We start from the raw sequence: 23002 nt of genomic DNA, 5'->3' as shown, positions 1-23002 counted from the left end.
TTTGATTAGTAACGACAAGGATCACTTATGCAGAAAATTCTATTTGCAACCAGTGAAGTTTATCCACTGATAAAAACTGGAGGGCTTGCTGATGTTTCTGCAAGTTTGCCTCGTGCTCTATTGAAACTTGGATACGATGTAAAAATCTTGCTGCCTGCGTACGCCAGCGTATTGGAAAAAACCACAGAAAAAAGCCTTAAATCCATTGCACAGTTTGAGCTTGAAGGGAACCGGATTAACATTAAACAAACACGCTTGCCGGGAACGAGAGTGACTGTTTGGTTGGTTGATATTTCTGAATTTTCAGAGCGGGCAGGAAACCCTTATTGTGGACCTGATGGCAATGATTGGTACGATAACCATAAGCGTTTTTATTTATTCGCTAAAGTTGCAGAGCTCATTGCACTAAACCAGGTTAACCTGAATTGGCAGCCTGATATTGTGCACTGCAATGACTGGCAGACAGGCTTAATACCTGCATTATTGTCCTTACACCAACAGCGTCCTGCCACTGTGTTTACTATTCATAATCTCGCATACCGTGGTTTATTTTCTTATCAGGCATTTGCTGAACTCAATTTGCCCGATACATTTTGGCACCATGAGCGTATAGAGTTTTATGGGCAGATGTCTTTCATTAAAGGTGGATTGGTATTTGCTGATTACATAACAACCGTAAGCCCGAGTTATGCAAAAGAAATACAACAACCAGAATTTGGTTATGGCCTTGAAGGCCTGCTTCAATACCGTAACGAGGCACTCGCGGGGATATTAAATGGAATTGATTGCGATGAGTGGAACCCTGGTAATGACCCTCATCTCGCTGCTACTTACAACCGTCGAACACTGTCCAATAAAACCAAAAACAAATTGGCATTGCAAGAACGCATGGGGCTGACTGTTGATCACAGCATTCCTCTACTCGGTTTTGTTGGCCGTTTGGTAGACCAGAAAGGCGTAGATCTTATTCTTTCACAAATGAGCCACTTGCTGACATCTAATTTTCAATTGGTCATTTTAGGAAGCGGGTTTCCTCATTATGAACAAACGTTGAAAAATATTGCTATGCAGAACCCGCATAAAGTCGCGGTATATGTTGGTTATGACGAAGCTTTGGCGCATCAGATTGAGGCTGGATGCGATATGTTTTTAATGCCATCTATTTTTGAACCTTGTGGATTAAATCAAATGTATAGCCTGCGCTATGGAACATTACCTATTGTGCATGCTGTAGGCGGTTTGCGTGACACAGTGGTTGAGCGGCAAGCCGATGGTATGACAGCAGATGAAAATGGATTTGTATTTCACAAACCTGAAGGCAAAGAATTGCTCGCTGCAATAGAGCGAGCAACAAAGGCTTATGAACAACCCGATGTGTGGAAAAAAATGCAACTCAATGCTATGGGCAAGGATTTTTCGTGGGAAAACAGTGCAAAATCGTACGGTAAAATCTATACGCAAATAACATGAAATCAGATGCTTCAAATATTATCAGGAAGAAATTTGAAGCATTTTTAATCTTTTCTTTAATTTTTTCTCTCAAAAATAAGGCGATTGAAAACACCTTACTTAAAAAATTAGAGCTTTGGAATTGCCGCCAATAATTGGCGGGTATACTCCTGCTGTGGAGCAGAAAATAATTGCTCTGTATCGCCCTCTTCTACTAATTTTCCATGTTGCATGACTACAATGCGGTCACATAAATAGCGCACGACTGACATATCGTGTGAAATAAACAGCATGGTTAAATTATGTTTTTGGGTTAATTCCAGCAGCAAGGCAAGTATTTGTGCACGAATAGTAACATCCAATGCGGATACAGGCTCATCTGCAATAATGAGTTTTGGCTTTAATGCGATTGCACGGGCAATAGCGATACGCTGGCGCTGCCCTCCTGAAAACTCATGGGGATATTTCTGTATGAAGCGGCGATCTAATCCAACATCGTCCATGAGTGCATTGACTTTACCCAGTACCGTATCTTTTGTAGCAATACCATGAACTAATAATGGCTCGGCTAATGTATCGAATACTGTCATGCGAGGGTTTAATGATGCATAAGGATCCTGAAAAATCATTTGCACATCACGTCGAGTTTTCTTCATGTGAGGTTCGTCTAATTCGAGCAAATTCACGCCATTAAAAAGAATTTCCCCTTCTTGTGCATCAACTAAACGTATTATGCTTCTACCAAGAGTTGACTTGCCCGACCCGGACTCCCCAACCAGACCCAAAATTTCACCATGGCGAATACTAAGACTGACGCTCTCCACACCTCTGGAAAATTTTTTGACTCTATTAAAAAAACTACCTGAATGAGAGGAGAATCCAACCTTTAGATTTTTAACGTCAACTAAAGGTTCAGCATCGGAAAGTGCCGCACTGGCAACAGGTTTGGCTGTGGTCAGTACAGCTTTGAGTAATTTTTGCGTGTATGCCTGGGTAGGCGTATGAAAAATATCAGCAGATTTTCCTTGTTCTATCAGCCGCCCCTTTTCCATTACCAGTACATGGTCTGCCATTTGTGCAGCAACGCCTAAATCATGAGTAATAAAAATAACGGCAAGCTGACGTGTTTTTTGCAAATTTTTTATGAGATCAAGAATTTGTGCTTGTACCGTAACATCCAAGGCAGTGGTCGGCTCGTCAGCAATCAATATTTCAGGCTCTGCAAGCAGTGCCATTGCTATCATTACGCGCTGCCGCATACCACCTGAAAACTCATGCGGATATTGGTCAATACGTGTTTCCGCATCACGTATTCCCACCTCAATTAAAGAGGCGATAGCGCGTTCACGTGCTATTTTTTTATTGGATAACTTATGCTGCAGCAAAACCTCAATCAATTGATCGGAAATGCGCATGTAAGGATTAAGGCTTGTCATAGGGTCTTGAAAAATCATCGCAATTTTATTGCCACGAATACTTCTCAACTCTTTTTCTGACATCGACAGTAAATCTTTTCCGTGAAATATCGCCTGCCCTGACTCTATTTTTCCAGGTGGAGTTGGTATTAATCCCAGGAGTGAATAGCAGGCAACAGATTTACCTGAACCAGACTCTCCTACTATCCCTAAAACCTCACCAGCATTCAGCGTGAAACTTAAATTTTCCACAGCCTGTGTTTGGCCATTGCGTGTATTAAAAACAATACGCAAATTTTTTACAGACAGTAATGGTTGTGTCGACATACTTAATCCTTTGACGCTTTGGGATCTAGCGCATCACGTAAACCATCACCCAAAAAATTGAGTGAGAATAATGTAACTGTCAGTACCAACCCAGGAAAGAGCAGTAACCAAGGATATTCTTCCATGGTTTCAACACCTGTCGATATGAGTGATCCCCAAGAACTTGCAGGAGGTTGAACACCGAGGCCTAAAAAACTGAGGAAGGATTCAAGCAAAATTACACTAGGAATTGTGAGCGTTGTATAAACAATAACAGGACCCAGTACATTGGGAATCAAGTGACGAGATATGATTCGCCACGGCGACAACCCCATGGAAACAGCGGCTTCCACAAACTCTTGTTTTTTAATCATCAATACTTGCCCGCGAACAATTCGCGCCATCGTGAGCCACTCGACTGCGCCTATTGCTAAAAATAAAAGTAGTAAACTACTGCCAAACACAACAGTTAATAAAATAATGAATATTGTAAATGGTAAAGCATAAAGCGCATCGACAGTTCTCATCATCCATGCATCCACTCTACCCCCTACAAAACCTGCAATAGCTCCCCATAAAACACCTATAGTCAATGCAACAGCTGTGGCAATAAAGCCGACAGCTAAAGAAATTTGGCTGCCGTACATAATGCGGGTGAGCTGATCACGCCCTAAAATATCTGTGCCCAACCAATGCTGCATGGAGGGTGCCGATGCACCCAAAGCCAAATTTTGTTCTTCATAACTATAAGGTGCAATCCAGGGAGTCAGTATCGCAATAACAATTAGTCCCAGTAGAAAATAAAGACTTATCATTGCCATTTTGTTTTTACGTAAACGGGCAATTGCGTCTTCAGTTAAAGATCGGCCTTTTTCCAAATTTTCCAAGATTTGGGGTTCAATTGCTTGTGCCATCGATTATCCCCTCGCTTCCAGCTCTTGGCGCAATTTTGGGTTTAACCAAACCTGCAAAATATCTGCGAGCAAATTGAAAACAATGATCAAGAAAGCAAAAAAAATAGTGCAACCAAGAATCATGGTGTAATCACGATTGAATGCTGCCATAACATAAAATCGCCCCAACCCCGGAACCTGAAAAATAGATTCAACCACAAATGAACCCGCAAGCAACCCCGCAATAGCAGGGCCAAGAAAAGAAATAACAGGAGTAATTCCGCCTCGCAATGCATGAACCAAAACAATGCGCGCTGTCGATAAACCCTTTGCTCGCGCAGTGCGTATATAGTCTTGTGAGAGCACCTCTAACATTCCTCCGCGACAAATGCGTGCAATATAAGCAGCATAAACAGAACCCAGTGTAATAGAAGGAAGAATTTTATCGCCTGGAACTTGTCCCCACCCAGCAACAGGCAGCCATTGCAGCCAAATTCCAAATATCAATAACAGGATAGGCCCCAAAACAAACGTTGGCATACAAATACCAATCATGGCTGTGGACATTGGAGCGTAATCCAGAAATGTATTTTGTTTTAACGCAGCCACAATACCTATGGGCAAACCGATGATCAGCGCAAATAAAATTGCATATGCGGAAAGTTCTAATGTAGGTGGTAAACCTGCAGCAATTAATTCGGTAACAGAATGACTTGCGTATTTAAACGAAGGGCCAAAATCTCCTTGAACCAGGTTGCTCATGTAGTCAACGTACTGCTTCCAAAGAGGATCATCGAGATGGTAGCGCTTATTCAGTTGGGTCATGACCTCAGGAGGTATAGACCTGTCTTTATCAAACGGACCACCCGGTGCAGCTCGCACCATAAAAAAAGTGACCGTAGCTACCACCAATAAAACCGGAATAGCTTGTAAAACACGTTTAGCGATAAACATGAGCATAGGTTATTTTGCCTTGGGTTTCTTAGCTTCAAGATACAGATTTTTATAGGAGTAATAATCCAAAATATTTTGGTGATAGCCTTTTAGCTGCTCGGAAATAAGATTATTGGTAGTGTAATTATAAAGTGGAATAAATGGGGCCTCATCCAACAATAAAGCTTCTGCTTGTTGAAAAACTTCGTAACGCTCTTCTTTATTTGCGATTGTTGCAGCTTGCTTAATCAAACTATCATACTGTTTATTTTTCCAGCCGCTTTTATTATCGCCACTTGTGCTGGTAAATATTTCAAGAAACGTATTGGGATCTATGTAATCGCCTACCCATGCAGTGCGGGCAATGTCGTGATTTAAATTTTTAATTTCGTATAAAAAAACCTTCCATTCCTGATTTTTAAGCCTCACATTGATATTTAACGTTTTTTTCCACATTTGCTGCACTGCTTCAGCAATTTTTCGATGATCTTCTGAGTTATTGTAAGTTAACTCTACTACAGGAAAATTCTTTCCATCGGGGTAACCGGCCTCCGCTAGCAATTGACGCGCTTTTTCCACATCAAACACAATCTGGCGTCTGGATGTGTAGCCCAAAGTATTAGGCGGTGTTAATGCACCTGTCGCATTTTGCACACCATTCGTAACGCTTGCCACTAGCGTTTCCCTATCTACGGCATGAGCCAAAGCCTTACGGACACGCACATCATCGAATGGGGGTTTAGTAACATTAAAGACATAAAAATACGTCGCGAAATAAGCATAATGATTATATTCGGGATCTTTATTTTCCCGATAGACCGGCATTTTTGCGTAAGGCATCCATTCTGTGCGATGTAAATGCCCAGCCTTGAACATACGCTCCTCAACCAATAGCTGTTCTATAGGCATAAAATGAATTTCGTTAAGCCGAACTTTCTCCTTATCCCAATAATAAGGATTTTTTTTGACAACCAACGACCTGCCGGGAACCCAATCCTTTAATACAAACGCTCCGTTGCCAACAAAATTACCCGGTTTTGTCCATGGATTTGCTGGATCATCCAAATCACCAAACTTTTTTATGGTGGCGGTGTGCACAGGAAATAACGCAAGATAATCCAAGAGCTGTAAAAAATATGGGGTAGGATTTTCTAATTCTATTTTTAGATGATGGTCATCCAAAGCCTTAAAGCCGACGAGAGAAAGATCTGTAATTTCTTTGCGATAATATTTTTCAGCATTTTTAAACACAAATAATGATGTGACTGTTTCGTTGCCAAGTGCGGGCATTAACCCCCTTAGCCAACCATTAACAAAGTCGTGTGCCGTTAATGGGTCTCCATTAGACCATTTCGCATTTTCCCTGATGTGAAAGACGTAAGTCATATTGTCAGCAGACACCTCCCAGCTATCTGCAACTGCAGGAACAATCTCCAATGTCTTCGGATCTTTCGCCACCAGCCCCTCAAATAATGACATCATGATTCGTTGTTCTGGCATGCCATTAGTGCCATGGGGATCAACACCCGTTACATCGGTTGCATTTCCGAAATAGAGTATTTGCTGCTCCGTACCAATATCTACTAATGTCTTTCGTTCACAGGCAGCTAGACCAGATACCAGTATTGCCAAAATTACGCATCTCATTATTGTTACGATAGTCATTCCGCTCGCCACTCCGCCCGACATAGCCTTATTCGTAGGCTCACACATGGGATATCCCACAGCATAGCCCCATGGTAGTACACTTTAATTTTCAAATATAGCCACATAAAAGTCTTTATTTACAACAACTTACATCTAAAAGACCAATGTTCATACAATCTCGCTAAAGACTTTTGACTATAACTGTTTCACATCACGTGATGTTTCCCGACAAAACTACAGATTGCTGCTAAGCTTCAATTAAATATTTCTGTGGAATCTTTATAACAAGATCTGAATTATGCGAGATTACTTGCTCACCGAAGACCAACGCGATTGCCTTCAGGAAATAACCAATGTCGCTATGGGGCAGGCAGGGTCACACCTGGCGAGATTGCTAGATGTCTTTGTAGTACTATCCATACCTCATGTAAGCGTATTGAATCCCACTGATATCGCAATGGCATTGCAGTCCTTGAATCGTGAAAGTAAAAACGACATAGTCCATGGCGTATGCCAAGGGTTTATTGGAGGAGGTATTGCTGGTGAGGCGATGCTTATATTCCATGAGACCGACTTTGAGGATCTTGCCAAGCTTCTTAAATATGACCGCGCACCCGACGAGCAAGCACAGTATGAATTATTAATGGACACTGCAAATGTTCTGAATGGTGCATGCTTAAGAGGACTAGCAGAGCAGCTCGATACCCATTTTAGTTTTGGCCCCCCAATGCTTCTAGGCCAACACTGCAATATCACTGATCTATTACAAAACAATAACATGAAATGGAAGCAGGCCTTGGTGGTAGAAATTAACTACTCCATTGAAAATCATAAAATTAACTGCGACCTTTTATTAGTTATTGCGGAACACTCTATTTTTGGATTAACTGAAAAGTTGAATTACCTACTCGATTAGGTTGAATAATGGCAATTAGCGAAGAGCTCAGCAAACTATTTAAAGATGTTCACTGGCAAATGGACATTTTGCAAAATATTGATGTCGGTTTAGTTGTAATGAGTCCTGACTACAAAATTGAGGTCTGGAACAGCTTTATGCAAAACCATAGCGGAAAGGCTCCTGAAGAAGTTCTCAATAAAAGCCTTTTCTCGGTTTTCCCCGAATTATCCGAGCAGTGGTTTAGGCATAAATCAAAAGCTGTGTTTGTTCTCCAAAACACAGCCTTTACAACATGGGAGCAACGCCCCTACTTATTTCGCTTCCCTCATTACCGCCCTATTACTGGTACAGCAGAATACATGTATCAAAATAGTACAATCATTCCCCTTCTCGACACGAAAGGAGAAGTTGGTCATATCTGTTTGATTATTTATGATGTCACAGACACTGCGGTTAATAAGATTGCACAGCAACAAGCCAATAAACAATTACAAAATTTAAGTCGGACAGATCATTTAACTGGTTTATACAATCGTGGTTATTGGGAGCTTAGGCTAATTCAAGAGTTCAAGCGTTATGATCGCTATGAACAGCCGTCTAGTTTAATCATGTTAGATATTGATCATTTTAAAAAAATTAATGACAAATACGGCCATACTGTCGGAGATGAAGCCATTCGAGGTGTAAGCCGCATCATTAAAGAGCAAGTTCGTGATTTAGATATAGCGGGCCGTTACGGCGGTGAAGAATTTGGTATTGTGCTCACAAATACTAATGGTGATGGAGCTTGTGTTTTTGCCGAGCGGCTACGTATTGCAATTGAAAAATTAACTATTTTCGCTGAAGGGCACGAAATAAAATTCACGATCAGCTTGGGCGTCGCCGAATTAACGGAAGACTTGCACGATCATCGCAATTGGATTGAAAAAGCAGACCAAGCACTATACAAGTCAAAAGAAGGTGGGCGAAATAGGTACACTATTGCCCCTTAATTATTTGTTTATGGTAAATGGTTCCCTCAAAATACTTTCACTAAAAATTTGAGAGACAAAAACAAAAAAGGCTCCATTGGAGCCTTTTCTTGTTTTGAGAATTATTTATTTCTGAGAGATGTCAGCTGAATCTTTAAGCAACTTTTGATAGCTGGAAAAGTCATTTTTCCCATAAATGCTAACGAGCTGAGAGGCTATTGCGCTCTTTTGTTCGGGGGTTACTTTTTCCTGTGTTCCTGGAGTCACCGCCTCTAGAACAACAACAGCCATATCTCCAGCGACAGTAGTTAATGTGTCAAAAGAAGCATTATTATTCGCAGGCTTTGCCATGGAAAAAGCATGACTTACTATTTCAGGATTCTCCCCTGATGCATTTCGCGAAGCGGATTTAACTTGCTTTAGTTCAACGCCAGCTTTTTTGCTTACATCTAATGAGCTCATTCCAGACTTCAACAATCCTATCAACTCAACTGCTTGCTTCTCTAGAGCAACTTTTGCTTTTTGCTCTTTCAACAAATTAACTATCTGACCCTCAACTTCAGATAATGGTCTTACCTGACTAGGTTTGTAATCAGTTTTCTTCAATACAATTACATTGCTAGAGTCAAGCTCAATAACATCGCTACTATTACCCTCTTGCAGTACCTCGTCTGAAAATGCAGCTTCAGTAATATCAGTATTTGAAAATAACCCCTGTCCTTTACTTCGTTCAAATAATCCAGAGTTCTCAACTTTAAGTCCCAACTCTTGAGCCACTTCACTCAAGTTTTCGGCGTTATACGATAAATCACGAAGCTTCTCCAATTGAGAAACGAAAATATTTTCTGCTTCGGATCGTTTTAGTTGCTCCTCTAGATTAGCTTTTTGTTCATCATAGCTCGGAGGCTCAGAGCCTTTTTCAGCCAATAGTTTAATAAAGTGAGTTCCTGCGTCAGTTTTCACTGCTGCAGATATCTCACCCACCTTGAGTTTCGCCAAGGCAGCTTCAAATTCTTCGGGAAATGCATCACCTTTTGTAAATCCCAAATCCCCCCCCTGCTCTTTACTACCCAAGTCATCTGAAAGTTCTTTTGCAACAACTGCAAAATCTTCCCCAGCGGCAAGTTTTTCATTGATAGTTTTTACTTTTTCGGGGTTTTCACCTTCAACAAGGATATGTGCAGCTTGTCGCTCAGTTGCGGCAACAAAGCTTGATAAATTTTGTTCGTATTGTTTACGTAGCTGTTCATCTGTAACTACAACATTCTTCATCAAATCAGACACATTGAGATTGATATAGTCAACAGCTACTTGATCCTCACTTGTAAATGCTTGTTGATTCTTCTCGTAATATGCTTGAATTTCTGGTTGCTCTACAATTGCTGACTCACGCTCTTTTGCTGCTGGAAGCAGGAAGTAAGATAAATCGCGAGTTTGAAAACTTAGAGAATATATATCACTAAGTTGTTCTGATGTAACAAAAGCAGTTGCTTCTACTCCAGCCTGCAACTGATTAATAACCAACTCGTCAGATAAAATTTTGGAGTATGTACTATGTGTGTACCCTAAATTACGTAAAACTTGCTGATAACGAGTGTTATCAAATAAGCCGGCTTCATTTTTAAACTGCGGAGCACTTGCAATCTGTTCACTTAAATATGAGGTGCCTATTTTCATTCCCGCACTTTCAGCAGCTTGTGACAGCACCATACGCTGAATCAAATTTTCTATTACTGGTTTACGTAAATATTCATCACTGAGGAATTCAGATGGAATTTGGTCGCCATAAGTATTGAGCATTTGTTGCTTTTGCATGCTGATTGCGCGAGCAACATCCATCTCTGTAACAACCTCTCCATTAACCTTAGCTGCCTGATTGGCAGAGGTATCCCAATTAAATAACGCCTCAACACCAGTAAGGGCAAAAATGATTACCAAAAAGCCAATCAAAATAAACGAGATCACGCCTCGGGAATTATCTCTGAGGTGTTGTAACATTTTGAACTCCTAGCGGATAAATATGCCCTACAGATGGCATAAGCAACGAAAAACTAATTATTTGATTTTAAATAAGCAAACTCTTTAATTAATTTGATGCACAGAGATGCAAACATAAAAGAGAACAGCTTAAAAAAAAAGCGCACCTTGATATGATGCGCTTCGTATACTTAAAAGTGTCAGAAAAATATCTGAAAGCACTTATTAATTTACTGCATCTTTCAACGCTTTGCCGGGCTTGAAGCCTGGAACTTTAGCGGCAGCAATTTTAATTTCCGCACCAGTTTGAGGGTTGCGACCAGTACGAGCGGCGCGCTCTTTAACTGCAAATGTACCAAACCCTACTAAAACAACAGAATCTCCGCTTTTCAGGGCTCCAGTGATACTTTCAACTACCGCATCCAAGGCTCGTCCCGCAGCAGCTTTAGGAATATCCGCAGATGCGGCAATCGCTTCAATCAGCTCAGTTTTGTTCACACTTAACCCCTTTTGATTATTTGTTTCTAAAAACACAGTACAGATCAACTTCGTTATTAATCTAGATTACCCGTGCATCAAATGAATTGCGATTTATACCAACAGAGTGGAAGAGGGTCAAGGAAAGCTTAAAGCTTTACACAAAACCCCACGGGGCGGATCACAAAACAAACAGTTAATGTGCAATTTCGAATCAGCTAGCCTTTCCTCTTAGTGGGTGCTCAACCTATTGTCATTATCTGTAGTTTTCTGGGCTGCCTTTTCCAATGCACGATATTCTTCATCACTAAGAGGTTTAGGGCTGGATTGCAGGGCAATTGCCAAAACCTCGTCAATCCATTTTACCGGTTTTATATGTAAATCTTCTTTTATATTATCAGGGATTTCTTTGAGGTCACGCTCATTATCAGCAGGAATAATTACCGTCTTTATTCCGCCTCTATGTGCAGCTAAAAGCTTTTCTTTGAGCCCACCAATTCGCAAAACCTCTCCTCGAAGGGTTATTTCTCCTGTCATGGCAACATCTGCCCTAACAGGAATATTGGTCTGTATGGACACCAGTGCAGTGCACATGGCGATCCCTGCACTTGGACCATCTTTGGGGGTTGCACCTTCGGGTACGTGGATATGTATATCCACCTTTTCATGATGATCTGGAGCTATCCCCAAAGCTTGGCTGCGAGACCGAACCACAGTCAAAGCAGCCTGAATGGACTCCTGCATAACATCCCCCAAAGAACCAGTTTTAATAACTCTTCCTTTACCTGTAACGGAGGTTGCTTCAATTGTAAGTAATTCGCCACCCACCTGAGTCCAAGCTAAACCTGTTACCTGACCTATTTGATCTTTACTTTCGGCCTTACCAAAGTCAAATTTATGAACGCCTAACAATCCTTCAAGAGATGCAGCTTTAACCTGATCAACATTCTCTCTATGCCCTTTCACGTGACGAGTAACCACTTTACGGCAAATTTTCGCAATTTCCCGCTCAAGTCCACGAACACCAGCTTCGCGCGTGTAATAACGGATAATGTCACGAATAGCATCTTCGCTAATATTGATTTCACTTTCTTTTAAGCCATTTGCCTTGATTTGTTTTGGCAGCAAATAACGCTGGGCAATATTGAGCTTTTCATCTTCCGTATACCCTGGGATGCGAATAATTTCCATACGATCCAGCAGAGGTCCCGGTATATTCATAGAATTAGACGTGCATACGAACATAACGTCAGACAAGTCGTAATCAACCTCAAGATAATGATCACTGAAATGGCTATTCTGTTCCGGGTCCAAAACTTCCAATAAAGCAGAAGCAGGGTCACCACGATTATCCATTCCCATCTTGTCAATTTCATCCAGCAAGAAAAGTGGATTACGCACACCTACTTTAGCCATTTTCTGGATTAGTTTTCCAGGTAATGACCCAATATAAGTTCTCCGATGCCCGCGAATTTCAGCCTCATCCCTCACTCCGCCTAAGGCCATACGAACAAACTCACGGTTTGTTGCGCGCGCAATTGATTCCCCCAAGGATGTTTTACCAACACCGGGAGGTCCAACAAGACATAAGATGGGGCCTTTTACTTTCTTTACTCGCTGTTGAACCGCCAAGTATTCAAGTATGCGCTCTTTTACCTCGTCGAGACCGAAATGATCCTTATTAAGCACCTCCTCCGCGCGATTAAGATCGTGGCGCACCTTACTTCTCTTGCTCCAAGGCACCCTTATCATCCAATCAATATAAGCACGGAGTACAGAAGCTTCTGCCGACATTGGGGACATCATTTTTAATTTATTAAGTTCAGTACGAGCCTTCTCTTCAGCCTCTTTAGGCATAGCTGCTGCAACGATTTTTTTCTCAAGCTCATCCGCTTCGCTAACTTCTTCTCCAAGCTCTCCAAGTTCTTTTTGAATAGCCTTAATTTGTTCGTTTAGATAATACTCGCGCTGACTTTTCTCCATCTGCTTTTTAACACGACCACGAATTTTTTTCTCGACATGGAATAGATCAACTTCTGCATCCATCAAATCAAGGAGGTGTTCAATTCGAGCATGGATATCGGCCATTTCAAGAATGGACTGCTTTTTGGGAAGATCCAATGACATGTGCGCAGCTATCGTATCAGCCAATCGACCGGGTTCATCAATTCCAGACAATGAAGTGATAACTTCCACTGGGACTTTTTTACTAAGATTTACGTACTGCTCGAATTGACCTATGGCAGATGCAACTAAAGCACGAGCTTCTTCATTGGCAATTTGGGGACTCACTATTACATCCACAGTAGCCCTAAAAAAAGAATCAGCCTCTTCGATTGATTCAATATGAGCCCTCTCCCGCCCTTCAATGAGAACCTTGACAGTTCCATCTGGCAATTTTAGGAGTTGGAGAATGGTAGCAATTGTTCCGATTTTATAGAGGTCTTGCGCCAGAGGTTCATCTTGTTGTGGATTTTTCTGCGCCACCAACAGTACCTGCTTGTCACTTGCCATTGCCCTTTCCAAGGCTTCAATTGACTTGCCTCTACCGACAAATAACGGGGTAACCATATGAGGATATACAACTACATCCCGCAGTGGGAGTAGTGGAATTTCAGTGATATGGAGATTTCGAAGAGTTTCAGCGACCATTGGTTCCTCTCTATTACGGAAAGACAAGATACTGTCTTGCAATAGAATAAGAGTGGGGGTTAAAACACCGAATTACAAGCTTAAGGAGATAAAAAACAAAAAGAGCGCGAAATGCGCTCTTTTTGTTTTAAAATCACAGATAATTTAGCTCTATAAAAATCTAATCTTCTGCAGCAGTTTTAGCTTGTTTATCAATATTTTCATATACAAGAAGAGGTTCAGACTCGCCTTTTATAACAGCCTCGTCTACCACCACTTTGACAACATGCTCTTCTGATGGGATCTTGTACATAGTATCAAGTAGAACCGATTCCATTATAGACCTCAAACCACGAGCACCTGTTTTACGCTCAAGCGCTCGCTCAGCAACAGCATCCAGCGCATCACTACGGAAATCAATCTGTACGCCTTCCATTTCAAACAAACGTGCGTATTGTTTAGTTAATGCATTGCGCGGCTCTGTTAAAATCTGAATTAATGCAGCTTTATCGAGCTCGTCTAGCGTGGCAATTACAGGGAGTCGACCTACGAATTCTGGAATCAGACCATATCTGACTAAATCTTCTGGCTCCAAATCCTGCAAAGTTTGCCCAAAGTTACGCTTATCATCTTTGCTTTTAACTTCTGCCCCGAACCCTATTCCACCTTTCTCGGAGCGATCCCGAATAACTTTATCTAATCCTGCAAATGCACCGCCGCAGATGAATAGAATATTAGAAGTATCAACTTGCAAAAATTCTTGTTGAGGATGTTTGCGCCCACCTTGTGGAGGCACAGATGCAACAGTCCCTTCAATCAATTTTAGCAGCGCCTGCTGAACACCCTCTCCAGACACATCCCGCGTAATAGATGGATTGTCTGATTTGCGTGAAATCTTATCGATCTCATCAATATAAACAATACCTTGCTGTGCTTTCTCTACATCGTAATCACATTTTTGTAATAATTTCTGGATGATATTTTCAACATCTTCACCCACATAGCCTGCTTCAGTGAGCGTTGTGGCATCAGCGATAGTGAAAGGGACATCTAACAAGCGAGCCAGAGTCTCTGCGAGCAGAGTTTTTCCACTACCCGTTGGCCCCACCAGCAAAATATTGCTTTTACCTAATTCTACAAGCTCTTTATCCTTACCGCTTTTTTCTCCAAAACGCAACCGCTTGTAGTGATTGTAAACCGCAACGGCCAAAACTTTTTTTGCGCGTTTTTGACCAATGACATACTGGTCGAGAATTGCAGATATTTCATGGGGTTTTGGAAGCTTTTCAGAGCTCCCCTCTGATGAGCTCTCTTGAATTTCCTCACGAATAATATCATTGCATAGATCAACGCATTCATCACATATGAAAACTGACGGCCCCGCAATCAGCTTGCGGACTTCATGTTGGCTTTTCCCACAGAAAGAGCAATATAGTAACTTTCCGCTTTTATCGCCTGCGTCACCTGTGTGATCGGTCATTGAACCCACTCCATCTTTATATGTAACAATTGTCAGTTTAAATATTTAAATTTCAAGTGTGATGATGGATTTTTGTCGTCTAATTGCTCAGACACTTGCTTGCAGAGCGACTTGCCCACCGTAATACCGACAATCAAAGAGGCTATTTAGCCGACTGTATACGCTTATCTACAACTGAATCAATTAATCCATAATCTTTTGCCTGTTGCGCAGACATGAAATTATCGCGCTCAGTATCGATTTCTATTTTCTCTATAGGCTGTCCAGAATGAAACGCCATTAATTCATTCAGGCGAGCCCTGATCTTTAAAATCTCTTGCGCCTGAATGTGAATATCAGATGCTTGTCCTTGAGCACCACCACTCGGTTGATGAATCATAACTCTAGAGTTAGGGAGACAAAAACGCTTTCCTTTTGCTCCGGCATTGAGCAGAAACGCACCCATACTGCATGCTTGCCCAATACACATGGTGCTTACATCAGGCTTAATAAATTGCATAGTGTCGTAGATTGACATGCCAGCAGTAACTGAGCCGCCCGGGGAATTTATGTATAAATGTATATCTTTGTCAGGGTTTTCCGCTTCCAAAAATAAAAGTTGCGCAACAACCAGATTTGCCATGTAGTCTTCTACTGGCCCGACCAAAAAGATAACTCTTTCTTTAAGCAGGCGAGAATAGATATCAAAGGAACGTTCACCTCGAGCTGTTTGCTCAATCACAATAGGTACAAGACCACTGTTTGTGGTGGAGAACTGGTTTTTTAAGAATTCGTATGACATTGTGCGTTTTGTCCTTAAGCGGGCTTTTTAGCATCGCCAATATTGAAAACTAAGGTTTTTTGACAATGAGAGCTTAACCCGTGATTGGATTATATGCCAGTCAAAAGAGCTTTTTACAGGAGGTTTGGTGAGGGGAGCCGCAAAACAAAGGCTTTGCGGCTTTTTCAGGCTATCAGCGTTGCGCATTAGCCTTAATAATTTCATCATAGCTAGTTTCAACTTCGGAAACCTTTGCCTGAGACAGAATATGATCAACAACCTGATCTTCAAGCACGGCAGATTCCACACCAGCCATCAACTCCTGATTGCCGCTGTAATATTCAACCACTTCTTTAGGCTCCTGATAGGTAGATGCAATTTCTTCGATCATTGCACGCACGCGCTTCGAGTCAGGCTTCAATTTCGCACTTTTCACAATCTCTCCTACAATCAGACCGAGAGTGACGCGGCGAGCTGCCTCTTCTTGGAACATTGTGTCCGGCAAAAGGCTTTTAACATCAAAATTTTGCTGCTGTCCGCCAAAACGCTGAAGCATTTGATTACGAAGAACATGAATCTCATTCGCGACTAATGCTTTGGGAATATCTGTGCTATGGGCAGCAATTAAAGCATCCATAACTTGGACTTTTACTTTTGCTTTAAGAGCATTAGCAAGCTCACGATCCATATTCGCTTTCACTTCCTTACGAAATTGCTTTTCGCCACCCTTCTCTACACCAAACTTCACAAAAAACTCTTTCTTCAGCTCAGGCAGCGCAGCTTCCGATACACTATTAACGATAATAGCGAATGTTACAGCGGCTCCTTTCAGCTCTTCAGCCTGATAATCTTCAGGGAAAGTTACCGAAATATCTTTTTTATCGCCAGCCTTCATTCCAACAATCCCTTCTTCGAATCCAGGAATCATTGACTTCGAGCCAAGAACCAGTGAATGCCCTTCGGCCTTGCCACCAGCAAACTCAACGCCATCTTTAGTGCCAACAAAATCAATATTAACTTGATCTCCATCAGCCGCTGCTCGTTCTACAACAGACCATGTGGCCTGATGCTTACGAAGCACCTCAATCATGTTATCGACATCTGCTTCTGTAACATCTGCTTTGTAAGTAGTGATTTCAAAGGCACTTAAATCGCTGAGCTCTACGCTAGGATAAACCTCGAAGGTCGCCACGTATTCCAAATCTTTTCCTACAGCCAACTGTTTGGGCTGAATAGAAGGCTGACCAGCAGGCTTAACATTCTCTTTTTGTACGGCCGCATAAAATGAACGACTGATAACATCACCGACCACTTCCTGACGAATTCCAGCACCAAAGCGTTGCTTCACTACAGACATTGGAACTTTGCCCTTGCGGAAACCTTTGATGCTTACATTGCGAGCCGCTTGCTTCAAGCGATTCTCAACTTCGTTTTCTACTTGTTCCGCCGGCACGCCCACAGTCAAGCGGCGCTCCAATCCAGAAGTCGTTTCCAGTGAAACCTGCATATTTGCCTCGTGAAATAACTGAAAAGTATGGCAGTTGCTCAAGCACCCTGAATATCAGGATACAGGGAGAATATGGTGCGGACGGAGAGACTCGAACTCTCACACCTTGCGGCGCCAGAACCTAAACCTGGTGTGTCTACCAATTTCACCACGTCCGCTTTTGTGTCGTTTCTTGGCCATTACCAAGACGCTGACCTAATTTTTATCACGCGCTAACATATTGATTTTTAATGTTTTTTATAAAAATCAATACCCCTAGCACGCGAAGGGTGCTGATTGTGCCACAGTCATTCTGCAGGTTCAACTTTTTATCAATACTCTGCATATGTACTGCGTTGGCGTGTCACCAAATCCCGAAAACCAGCCAACCACTCAGTCAGCAACTCGCGCGTTATATTTAACGACGGCTGCTCGTTGATTTCCGTTACATCAACAAATTCTATGGTATCACCAGTAACAAACGCTTTCTTTTCCTTTGCCTTTTCAGGCGATTTGAAAATCATCTGCTCATGTAGTAACAATAAGTGAAGCCATGTATCTGGCTCCTCTTTTAATGCTATTAACTCATTTACTTCCGATGAGTTAATGCCTAAATCATCAAGCGCCATGTAGAGCTCCTCAATGCTTATGAGGATGGCTGCATTTTTGACACGATATTGATCAGCCAGCTCACGCACGTAAAAGCACAATGCTGTCGTAAGATGAAAGACAACAGCATCGGCCAGCGCTTGCTGGCGGACTTTTTGTGCACCCGAGAGCTTTACATTCGATAATTCCATATCAACCAAATTTGCATGTGCAAACGCAAACTTTTGATTAACAAGGGAGAGATGTGTAATAGGCATATTAATTAAAGGGGGGAAGAGAGAAAATAAGCCAGCATATTTAAATGCTGGCATTATGTATTTACTTTTGTACCTGCCACTTACCCGCAGTGAAAAATGCCTTCCAGCCTGTCGCTTTTCCATTAAGCTCTGTTTGGACATACTGCTCTTTGGTTTTGCGGCTGAAGCGAATAATCGCTTTGTTGCCATCAGGATCTTTCACTGGGGCAGATAATAAGAAATGATACTTGGGATCAATTTGATCCTTGTATGGCAATAACTCCTCAACAAAAGGGGCGCGAGTCTCACGATTTTTTGGAAACTGGCTTGCAGCAAGGAACAAACCTGCCGCACCATCACGCAGCACATAGTGATCATCCACTTTTTCACAGCGTAATTCCGGCATTACAATTGGATCCACTTTTGGCGGTGCCGCTTCACCATTTTTTAACAGCTTGCGAGTGTTTTTGCACTCGGAATTTGTGCAACCAAAATACTTACCAAAGCGGCCGGTTTTGAGCTGCATTTCACTGCCACACTTGTCACACTCAATTGTTGGCCCTTCGTAACCTTTTAAGCGATAACTTCCCTGCTCAACTTCATAGCCCGAGCAATCGGGATTATTTCCACAAATGTGCAATTTACGATTTTCATCCAACAGATAAGAGTCCATCGCAGAATTACATAATTTGCAGCGATGTTTTGAGCGTAACTGACGCGACTCGGCTTCATCATCGTCAGCTTCGGTATCAATAACCTCATCACCGGACACCAGGTTCATGGTATTTTTACAGCGCTCTTTAGGTGGTAATCCATAGCCAGAACAGCCCAGAAAAACCCCGGTAGTGCCCGTACGAATTTGCATGTGGCGACCACAAAGACTGCATTCAATATCTGTATCGGTAGGATCGTTAGCGCGCATGCCTTTAGTAGTGCTGGATGCCTGAGCCAGTTTTTTACTGAAACCACCATAAAACTCATTCAGCAAATCACGCCAGTTTTTCCCTCCTTGCGCGACAACATCAAGTGATTCTTCCATGCTGGCTGTAAAACCGTAATCCATCAGATCATCAAAACTCTCAACCAGTCTTTCAGTAACAATATCGCCCATTTTTTCTGCATAGAAACGGCGATTTTCCTGACGCACATATCCACGCTCCTGAATCGTAGAAATAATTGAGGCGTACGTCGATGGGCGGCCAATAGCACGCTTTTCTAGTTCTTTAACCAAACTGGCTTCTGTGTAACGTGCTGCAGGTTTGGTGAAATGCTGCTGTGGATTCAGCTTAATCAGAGGCAGGATTTGACCAACCTTCATATCCGGCAGAACAATGTCTTCGTCTTTTTTGACGGTTTGCGGATTTACTTTTGTATATCCGTCAAAACGGATTACGCGACCACGGGTACGTAACTCATAATCTCCAGCGTTAACCACAACACTGGTACTGGTATATTCAGCAGGTGTCATTTGGCAAGCTACGAACTGTTGCCAAATTAATCCATAAAGACGCTCAGCATCGCGTTCCATACCACTTAGCTGGTTAGGTTGTACGTTCACATTTGATGGGCGAATTGCCTCATGCGCCTCTTGAGCACCTTCTTTACTTGAGTAAAGCACAGGAGCATCCGGCAAATAACGCGTACCATAATTTTCAAGAATATATTCACGGCAAGCATCAACAGCCTCTTTGCTCAGGTTGGTTGAATCTGTACGCATATAAGTGATGTATCCAGCCTCGTACAAACGCTGAGCCATCATCATGGTTTTCTTTACACCGAAACCTAAACGCGTACTTGCTGCCTGCTGCAAGGTAGATGTAATGAACGGCGCAGATGGTTTGGATTGGGTCGGTTTATCTTCGCGACTAATTACTTTGTACGATGCATGCTGTAAAGCGCTGACGGCAGCCATCGCTTGACTCTCATTGATTGGCTTAAATGCCTCATTACCCAACTTTTTTACTTCAAAACTGGCCTGCTGGTTTTTATCAGCTTGTAGATCTGCAAATAGTGTCCAATATTCTTCTGGAACAAACGCACGGATTTCACTTTCCCGCTCTACAACTAAACGTACAGCTACTGATTGAACACGCCCGGCTGAAAGCCCGCGAGCCACTTTTTCCCATAACAGTGGCGACACCATATAACCAACCACACGGTCTAAAAACCGACGCGCCTGTTGCGCATCAACACGATTTTGGTCGATTGGACCTGGTGTTTTAAACGCATTTTGAATAGCAGTTTTGGTAATTTCATTGAAAACTACGCGGCGATAGCGGGATTCATCACCACCAATCGCTTCACGTAGGTGCCAGGCGATTGCTTCTCCCTCTCTGTCCAAGTCGGTTGCCAGATAAACCATATCGGCTTTTTCGGCCAGTTTTCTTAGCTCTTCCACTACCTTCTCTTTTCCCGGGAGAATCTCATACTGCGCCTCCCAGTTATTTTCGGGATCGATTCCCATACGATTGATGAGCTGGCTTTTACTTTTTTTCGCTTGATAAATCGCTTTTTCATCAGCTGACATCTTGCGCGTAGCGGCAGCCTGTTTGGCGCGTTCTTTCGCATCGACCGGTTTAGCGCCACCGCTAGTAGGTAAATCCCGGATGTGACCGATACTGGATTTGACGATAAAGTCACTTCCCAAATATTTATTAATGGTTTTTGCCTTGGCGGGCGACTCAACGATAACTAAGGATTTACCCATGATTGTTAGAAAGGTCTCTGTATATATAAGGAAGGCTGTATAATCTGCTGAATAATGCGCCAATCTGGTACAGTGCTGCCTATGAAAAGGCTAAACTAGCGGCAAAGGTGCGCATATATAAGTCTTGAATCACAAGGGGTCAAGCGATAATTTTCCTTATGTCTTATAGTTGAGCACAACAGGAAGTGCAAAGTTTACCGTTTTTTAGGTTAAGGATTTTCTTTAAATACGACACTTAAGCATTTGTTTTATAAAGTTAATTAATTTCAACTAGCGTTTCCATTTAAAGAACCCATAAAACCTGATCCTCAACCTAACCTATGCACGCAGAATTCGAATGACTTTGATTGTGATTTTGTTTTTTTTGATGCTGATAACACTTATTGCCGTCAGTGCAATCAATAGAATGCAGCAGATTCAGCGCCAACGCCGCTTGCAACAACGTCGTTTACGCATTCAGGCAGAAGAACTGATTGAACTGGTAATCTCCCTTGAGCAAACTATTCCCAACCGGATGATCGTCAAGCATATCAACGACATGGTGATATCGATACAGCAACAAATGCTGGCGCTGGAAGACAAAAACCCGGAGCACATAGAAGCGGCCATACGCAAAAGTGAGCTTTATTCTGAAGAGTTAATGAATCCCAACTATAAAAAAGCCACCAGCTACCAACGTGAAAGTGACGCACAAATTGCCAAAACCCAGCTACACCTGAACGAAGCTATGCATCTGATTACCCAGCTGGCTGCTCAGGGGAACATCAATGAGGTGGAAATGGACACTTACCTTTCTGAGTTGCGCTGGGCATATCTGATGGTTTCGGTAATGTCCTATATTGGACAGGGCGATAAATCCATGTCCATTAGTGACAGGTTTTCAGCTCAGGCGTTCTATCGCAAAGCACAGCAGTTGCTGATGGAATCCATGCACCAGGATCCTCGCCGACTCAAAATGATTAAAGAGTTAAGTGAAATGATAGACGGTGGCCGTGTTGGTCTAAGCCGTGATTTACGCGATACGAATTCTGCAGTGCTGGACTTGGGGTAACCAGGTCAACCAGGTGGGCTTGCGTGTTTATGAAGCACTTCCATCATTTCAATTAGTAACTCCAACGTCTCTTTATCCTCTCTTTCCGACCAAAAAACACACGTTCCCAGACTCCCCTGGCTGATTGCGATGACCGAAACCGGCAAATCGGGCAAATATCGCTTCAAAGACTGACACGCATCATCGCCCGGGCGTGTTTTGGTCTGCCAATCCCACTCCTGATAAAAATTTCCCTCGTGAACATAATGGGTGCGCATTAATATCCACTCATTGTCCATTTGCGATTTAGTAAGGGGGGGGATGTAATACACAGGCATAGGTGCAGTTTGTTCAATATCCGTTGCCAATGCGGGCGGACGTCGCAGGGTGTAGCGAACGCCCTTTTGGCTGGCATGTAGGCGCAAGTTTTCTTTACGCTTCTGCCCAGGCTTGGGCTTCAACATACTGATAGGGCCTAATACCAGCGCCAATGCCACTATCAAAATAATAAAAAACCAGATATTCATGAAAATCCTTAAAACTTTAGATGGGAAGAACTACTCTTAAGCAAGAGGCTTTCATTGAGTATTGCCTCCGTCAGTCGAGGATAGGAATCATGACAGAAGCTATTAACTACACACATATTATTGTCGGCGTCGATCTCTCGGATGACTGTCCAACGGTTATCCGTCGTGCTGCAGCCATTGCGCGTACTTGTGAGGCAAAATTAACACTTGCCTATGTGCTTGAACCTATTGCTTTCGCCTATGGCGGTGACATGCCTGTTGATCTGACCGGCGTTCAGGAGCAGCAAGTGCAAAAAGCTACTGCTGATTTGGCGGCACTCGCCAAAAGCACGTCATATCCAATCCAGCAACAACATGTTTTGGTAGGGCAGCCTGCTGCGGAATTACACTATCTTGCAGAGCAAGAAAATGCTGATCTGATTGTTGTCGGTAGTCATGGGCGCAAAGGTTTTGCCTTGTTGCTGGGTTCAACACCCAATAGTGTATTGCATGGGGCAACCTGCGATGTATTGGCGGTTTTGGTAAAAAAACAAACGGGGGCTGAGTAAGCACCGATATCGCAGTACGGCT

18 protein-coding genes and 1 tRNA gene are annotated in these 23002 nt (G+C 42.6%); 5 read left to right on the top strand and 14 right to left on the bottom strand.

The features are described 5' to 3' along the window. The first annotated feature begins 27 nt into the window (after window positions 1-27). A complete protein-coding gene (gene glgA, locus VC28_RS05160) occupies window positions 28-1470 on the top strand; it encodes a glycogen synthase GlgA (protein WP_049629707.1) in 1443 nt (480 codons plus the stop codon). A 107-nt stretch (window positions 1471-1577) separates the two neighbouring features. Here glgA and VC28_RS05155 read toward each other — a convergent pair whose 3' ends face one another. The 4 genes from VC28_RS05155 to VC28_RS05140 are packed head-to-tail and all read right to left on the bottom strand — an operon-like array spanning window position 1578 to window position 6661. Further along, window positions 1578-3191 (bottom strand): ABC transporter ATP-binding protein, encoded by a 1614-nt coding sequence (locus VC28_RS05155; RefSeq protein WP_049629706.1) that lies wholly within the window; start codon window positions 3189-3191, stop codon window positions 1578-1580. 2 nt (window positions 3192-3193) lie between these two features. Then, window positions 3194-4084, bottom strand: coding sequence for an ABC transporter permease (locus VC28_RS05150; protein WP_049629705.1), 891 nt, complete (start codon window positions 4082-4084; stop codon window positions 3194-3196). A gap of 3 nt (window positions 4085-4087) precedes the next feature. Continuing rightward, the gene (locus tag VC28_RS05145; RefSeq protein ID WP_049629704.1) at window positions 4088-5023 is read right to left on the bottom strand and encodes an ABC transporter permease; all 936 of its coding nucleotides are present in this window, start codon (window positions 5021-5023) and stop codon (window positions 4088-4090) included. A 3-nt stretch (window positions 5024-5026) separates the two neighbouring features. Further along, complete coding sequence (locus tag VC28_RS05140; RefSeq protein WP_231591654.1) at window positions 5027-6661, bottom strand: peptide ABC transporter substrate-binding protein; 1635 nt, start codon at window positions 6659-6661, stop codon at window positions 5027-5029. A gap of 280 nt (window positions 6662-6941) precedes the next feature. Between VC28_RS05140 and VC28_RS05135 the strand changes: the two genes are divergently transcribed. After that, window positions 6942-7559: a hypothetical protein gene (locus VC28_RS05135; RefSeq protein ID WP_053094156.1), complete on the top strand. Its 618-nt coding sequence runs from the start codon at window positions 6942-6944 to the stop codon at window positions 7557-7559. A gap of 8 nt (window positions 7560-7567) precedes the next feature. After that, window positions 7568-8533: a sensor domain-containing diguanylate cyclase gene (locus VC28_RS05130; RefSeq protein ID WP_049629702.1), complete on the top strand. Its 966-nt coding sequence runs from the start codon at window positions 7568-7570 to the stop codon at window positions 8531-8533. A 105-nt stretch (window positions 8534-8638) separates the two neighbouring features. On the opposite strand, the gene VC28_RS05125 is transcribed toward VC28_RS05130, so the two are convergent. From VC28_RS05125 to topA, 9 genes are all read right to left on the bottom strand, one after another. Beyond that, entirely contained in the window at window positions 8639-10510 is a 1872-nt protein-coding gene (locus tag VC28_RS05125; protein WP_049629701.1) for a SurA N-terminal domain-containing protein, read from the bottom strand. Window positions 10511-10714: 204 nt separating this feature from the next. Further along, window positions 10715-10987 (bottom strand): HU family DNA-binding protein, encoded by a 273-nt coding sequence (locus VC28_RS05120; protein ID WP_049629700.1) that lies wholly within the window; start codon window positions 10985-10987, stop codon window positions 10715-10717. A gap of 210 nt (window positions 10988-11197) precedes the next feature. Then, window positions 11198-13618, bottom strand: a complete 2421-nt coding sequence (lon, locus tag VC28_RS05115) for an endopeptidase La (protein ID WP_049629699.1) — start codon at window positions 13616-13618, stop codon at window positions 11198-11200. A 160-nt stretch (window positions 13619-13778) separates the two neighbouring features. Further along, window positions 13779-15077 carry an ATP-dependent Clp protease ATP-binding subunit ClpX gene (gene clpX / locus VC28_RS05110; protein ID WP_049629698.1) on the bottom strand — a complete coding sequence of 433 codons (1299 nt, stop codon included), beginning with the start codon at window positions 15075-15077 and terminating at the stop codon, window positions 13779-13781. A gap of 142 nt (window positions 15078-15219) precedes the next feature. Then, the gene (gene clpP / locus VC28_RS05105; RefSeq protein WP_049629697.1) at window positions 15220-15858 is read right to left on the bottom strand and encodes an ATP-dependent Clp endopeptidase proteolytic subunit ClpP; all 639 of its coding nucleotides are present in this window, start codon (window positions 15856-15858) and stop codon (window positions 15220-15222) included. A gap of 172 nt (window positions 15859-16030) precedes the next feature. After that, window positions 16031-17344 (bottom strand): trigger factor, encoded by a 1314-nt coding sequence (tig, locus tag VC28_RS05100; protein WP_049629696.1) that lies wholly within the window; start codon window positions 17342-17344, stop codon window positions 16031-16033. 73 nt (window positions 17345-17417) lie between these two features. Further along, window positions 17418-17502, bottom strand: a tRNA-Leu gene (locus VC28_RS05095). 153 nt (window positions 17503-17655) lie between these two features. Continuing rightward, window positions 17656-18243, bottom strand: coding sequence for a DUF6586 family protein (locus VC28_RS05090; RefSeq protein ID WP_049629695.1), 588 nt, complete (start codon window positions 18241-18243; stop codon window positions 17656-17658). A gap of 7 nt (window positions 18244-18250) precedes the next feature. Beyond that, entirely contained in the window at window positions 18251-20875 is a 2625-nt protein-coding gene (gene topA, locus VC28_RS05085) for a type I DNA topoisomerase (RefSeq protein ID WP_049629694.1), read from the bottom strand. A 337-nt stretch (window positions 20876-21212) separates the two neighbouring features. Here topA and VC28_RS05080 point away from each other — a divergent pair, with 337 nt between their 5' ends. Then, window positions 21213-21926, top strand: a complete 714-nt coding sequence (locus tag VC28_RS05080; protein ID WP_049629693.1) for a hypothetical protein — start codon at window positions 21213-21215, stop codon at window positions 21924-21926. Between the two features lie 5 nt (window positions 21927-21931). Here the strand turns inward: VC28_RS05080 and VC28_RS05075 are convergent, their stop codons facing one another. Beyond that, the gene (locus VC28_RS05075) at window positions 21932-22432 is read right to left on the bottom strand and encodes a hypothetical protein (RefSeq protein WP_049629692.1); all 501 of its coding nucleotides are present in this window, start codon (window positions 22430-22432) and stop codon (window positions 21932-21934) included. An 89-nt stretch (window positions 22433-22521) separates the two neighbouring features. Between VC28_RS05075 and VC28_RS05070 the strand changes: the two genes are divergently transcribed. Continuing rightward, window positions 22522-22980 carry a universal stress protein gene (locus VC28_RS05070; RefSeq protein WP_082191414.1) on the top strand — a complete coding sequence of 153 codons (459 nt, stop codon included), beginning with the start codon at window positions 22522-22524 and terminating at the stop codon, window positions 22978-22980. Window positions 22981-23002 lie beyond the last annotated feature (22 nt).

It is taken from the genome of Cellvibrio sp. pealriver, assembly GCF_001183545.1.
Taxonomy (GTDB): domain Bacteria; phylum Pseudomonadota; class Gammaproteobacteria; order Pseudomonadales; family Cellvibrionaceae; genus Cellvibrio.
This window is presented reverse-complemented; position numbering and strand designations above follow the sequence as displayed.

Excerpts from the sequence above, each read along its gene's own strand:
- tig (WP_049629696.1), bottom strand. The coding sequence starts at position 17,344 with ATGCAGGTTTCACTGGAAACGACTTCTGGATTGGAGCGCCGCTTGACT.
- VC28_RS05075 (WP_049629692.1), bottom strand. The coding sequence starts at position 22,432 with ATGAATATCTGGTTTTTTATTATTTTGATAGTGGCATTGGCGCTGGTA.
- VC28_RS05140 (WP_231591654.1), bottom strand. The coding sequence starts at position 6,661 with ATGACTATCGTAACAATAATGAGATGCGTAATTTTGGCAATACTGGTA.
- VC28_RS05125 (WP_049629701.1), bottom strand. The coding sequence starts at position 10,510 with ATGTTACAACACCTCAGAGATAATTCCCGAGGCGTGATCTCGTTTATT.
- VC28_RS05070 (WP_082191414.1), top strand. The coding sequence starts at position 22,522 with ATGACAGAAGCTATTAACTACACACATATTATTGTCGGCGTCGATCTC.
- topA (WP_049629694.1), bottom strand. The coding sequence starts at position 20,875 with ATGGGTAAATCCTTAGTTATCGTTGAGTCGCCCGCCAAGGCAAAAACC.
- VC28_RS05130 (WP_049629702.1), top strand. The coding sequence starts at position 7,568 with ATGGCAATTAGCGAAGAGCTCAGCAAACTATTTAAAGATGTTCACTGG.
- VC28_RS05090 (WP_049629695.1), bottom strand. The coding sequence starts at position 18,243 with ATGCCAGCATTTAAATATGCTGGCTTATTTTCTCTCTTCCCCCCTTTA.
- VC28_RS05135 (WP_053094156.1), top strand. The coding sequence starts at position 6,942 with ATGCGAGATTACTTGCTCACCGAAGACCAACGCGATTGCCTTCAGGAA.
- clpX (WP_049629698.1), bottom strand. The coding sequence starts at position 15,077 with ATGACCGATCACACAGGTGACGCAGGCGATAAAAGCGGAAAGTTACTA.
- VC28_RS05080 (WP_049629693.1), top strand. The coding sequence starts at position 21,213 with ATGACTTTGATTGTGATTTTGTTTTTTTTGATGCTGATAACACTTATT.
- glgA (WP_049629707.1), top strand. The coding sequence starts at position 28 with ATGCAGAAAATTCTATTTGCAACCAGTGAAGTTTATCCACTGATAAAA.
- VC28_RS05150 (WP_049629705.1), bottom strand. The coding sequence starts at position 4,084 with ATGGCACAAGCAATTGAACCCCAAATCTTGGAAAATTTGGAAAAAGGC.
- clpP (WP_049629697.1), bottom strand. The coding sequence starts at position 15,858 with ATGTCATACGAATTCTTAAAAAACCAGTTCTCCACCACAAACAGTGGT.
- lon (WP_049629699.1), bottom strand. The coding sequence starts at position 13,618 with ATGGTCGCTGAAACTCTTCGAAATCTCCATATCACTGAAATTCCACTA.
- VC28_RS05145 (WP_049629704.1), bottom strand. The coding sequence starts at position 5,023 with ATGCTCATGTTTATCGCTAAACGTGTTTTACAAGCTATTCCGGTTTTA.
- VC28_RS05155 (WP_049629706.1), bottom strand. The coding sequence starts at position 3,191 with ATGTCGACACAACCATTACTGTCTGTAAAAAATTTGCGTATTGTTTTT.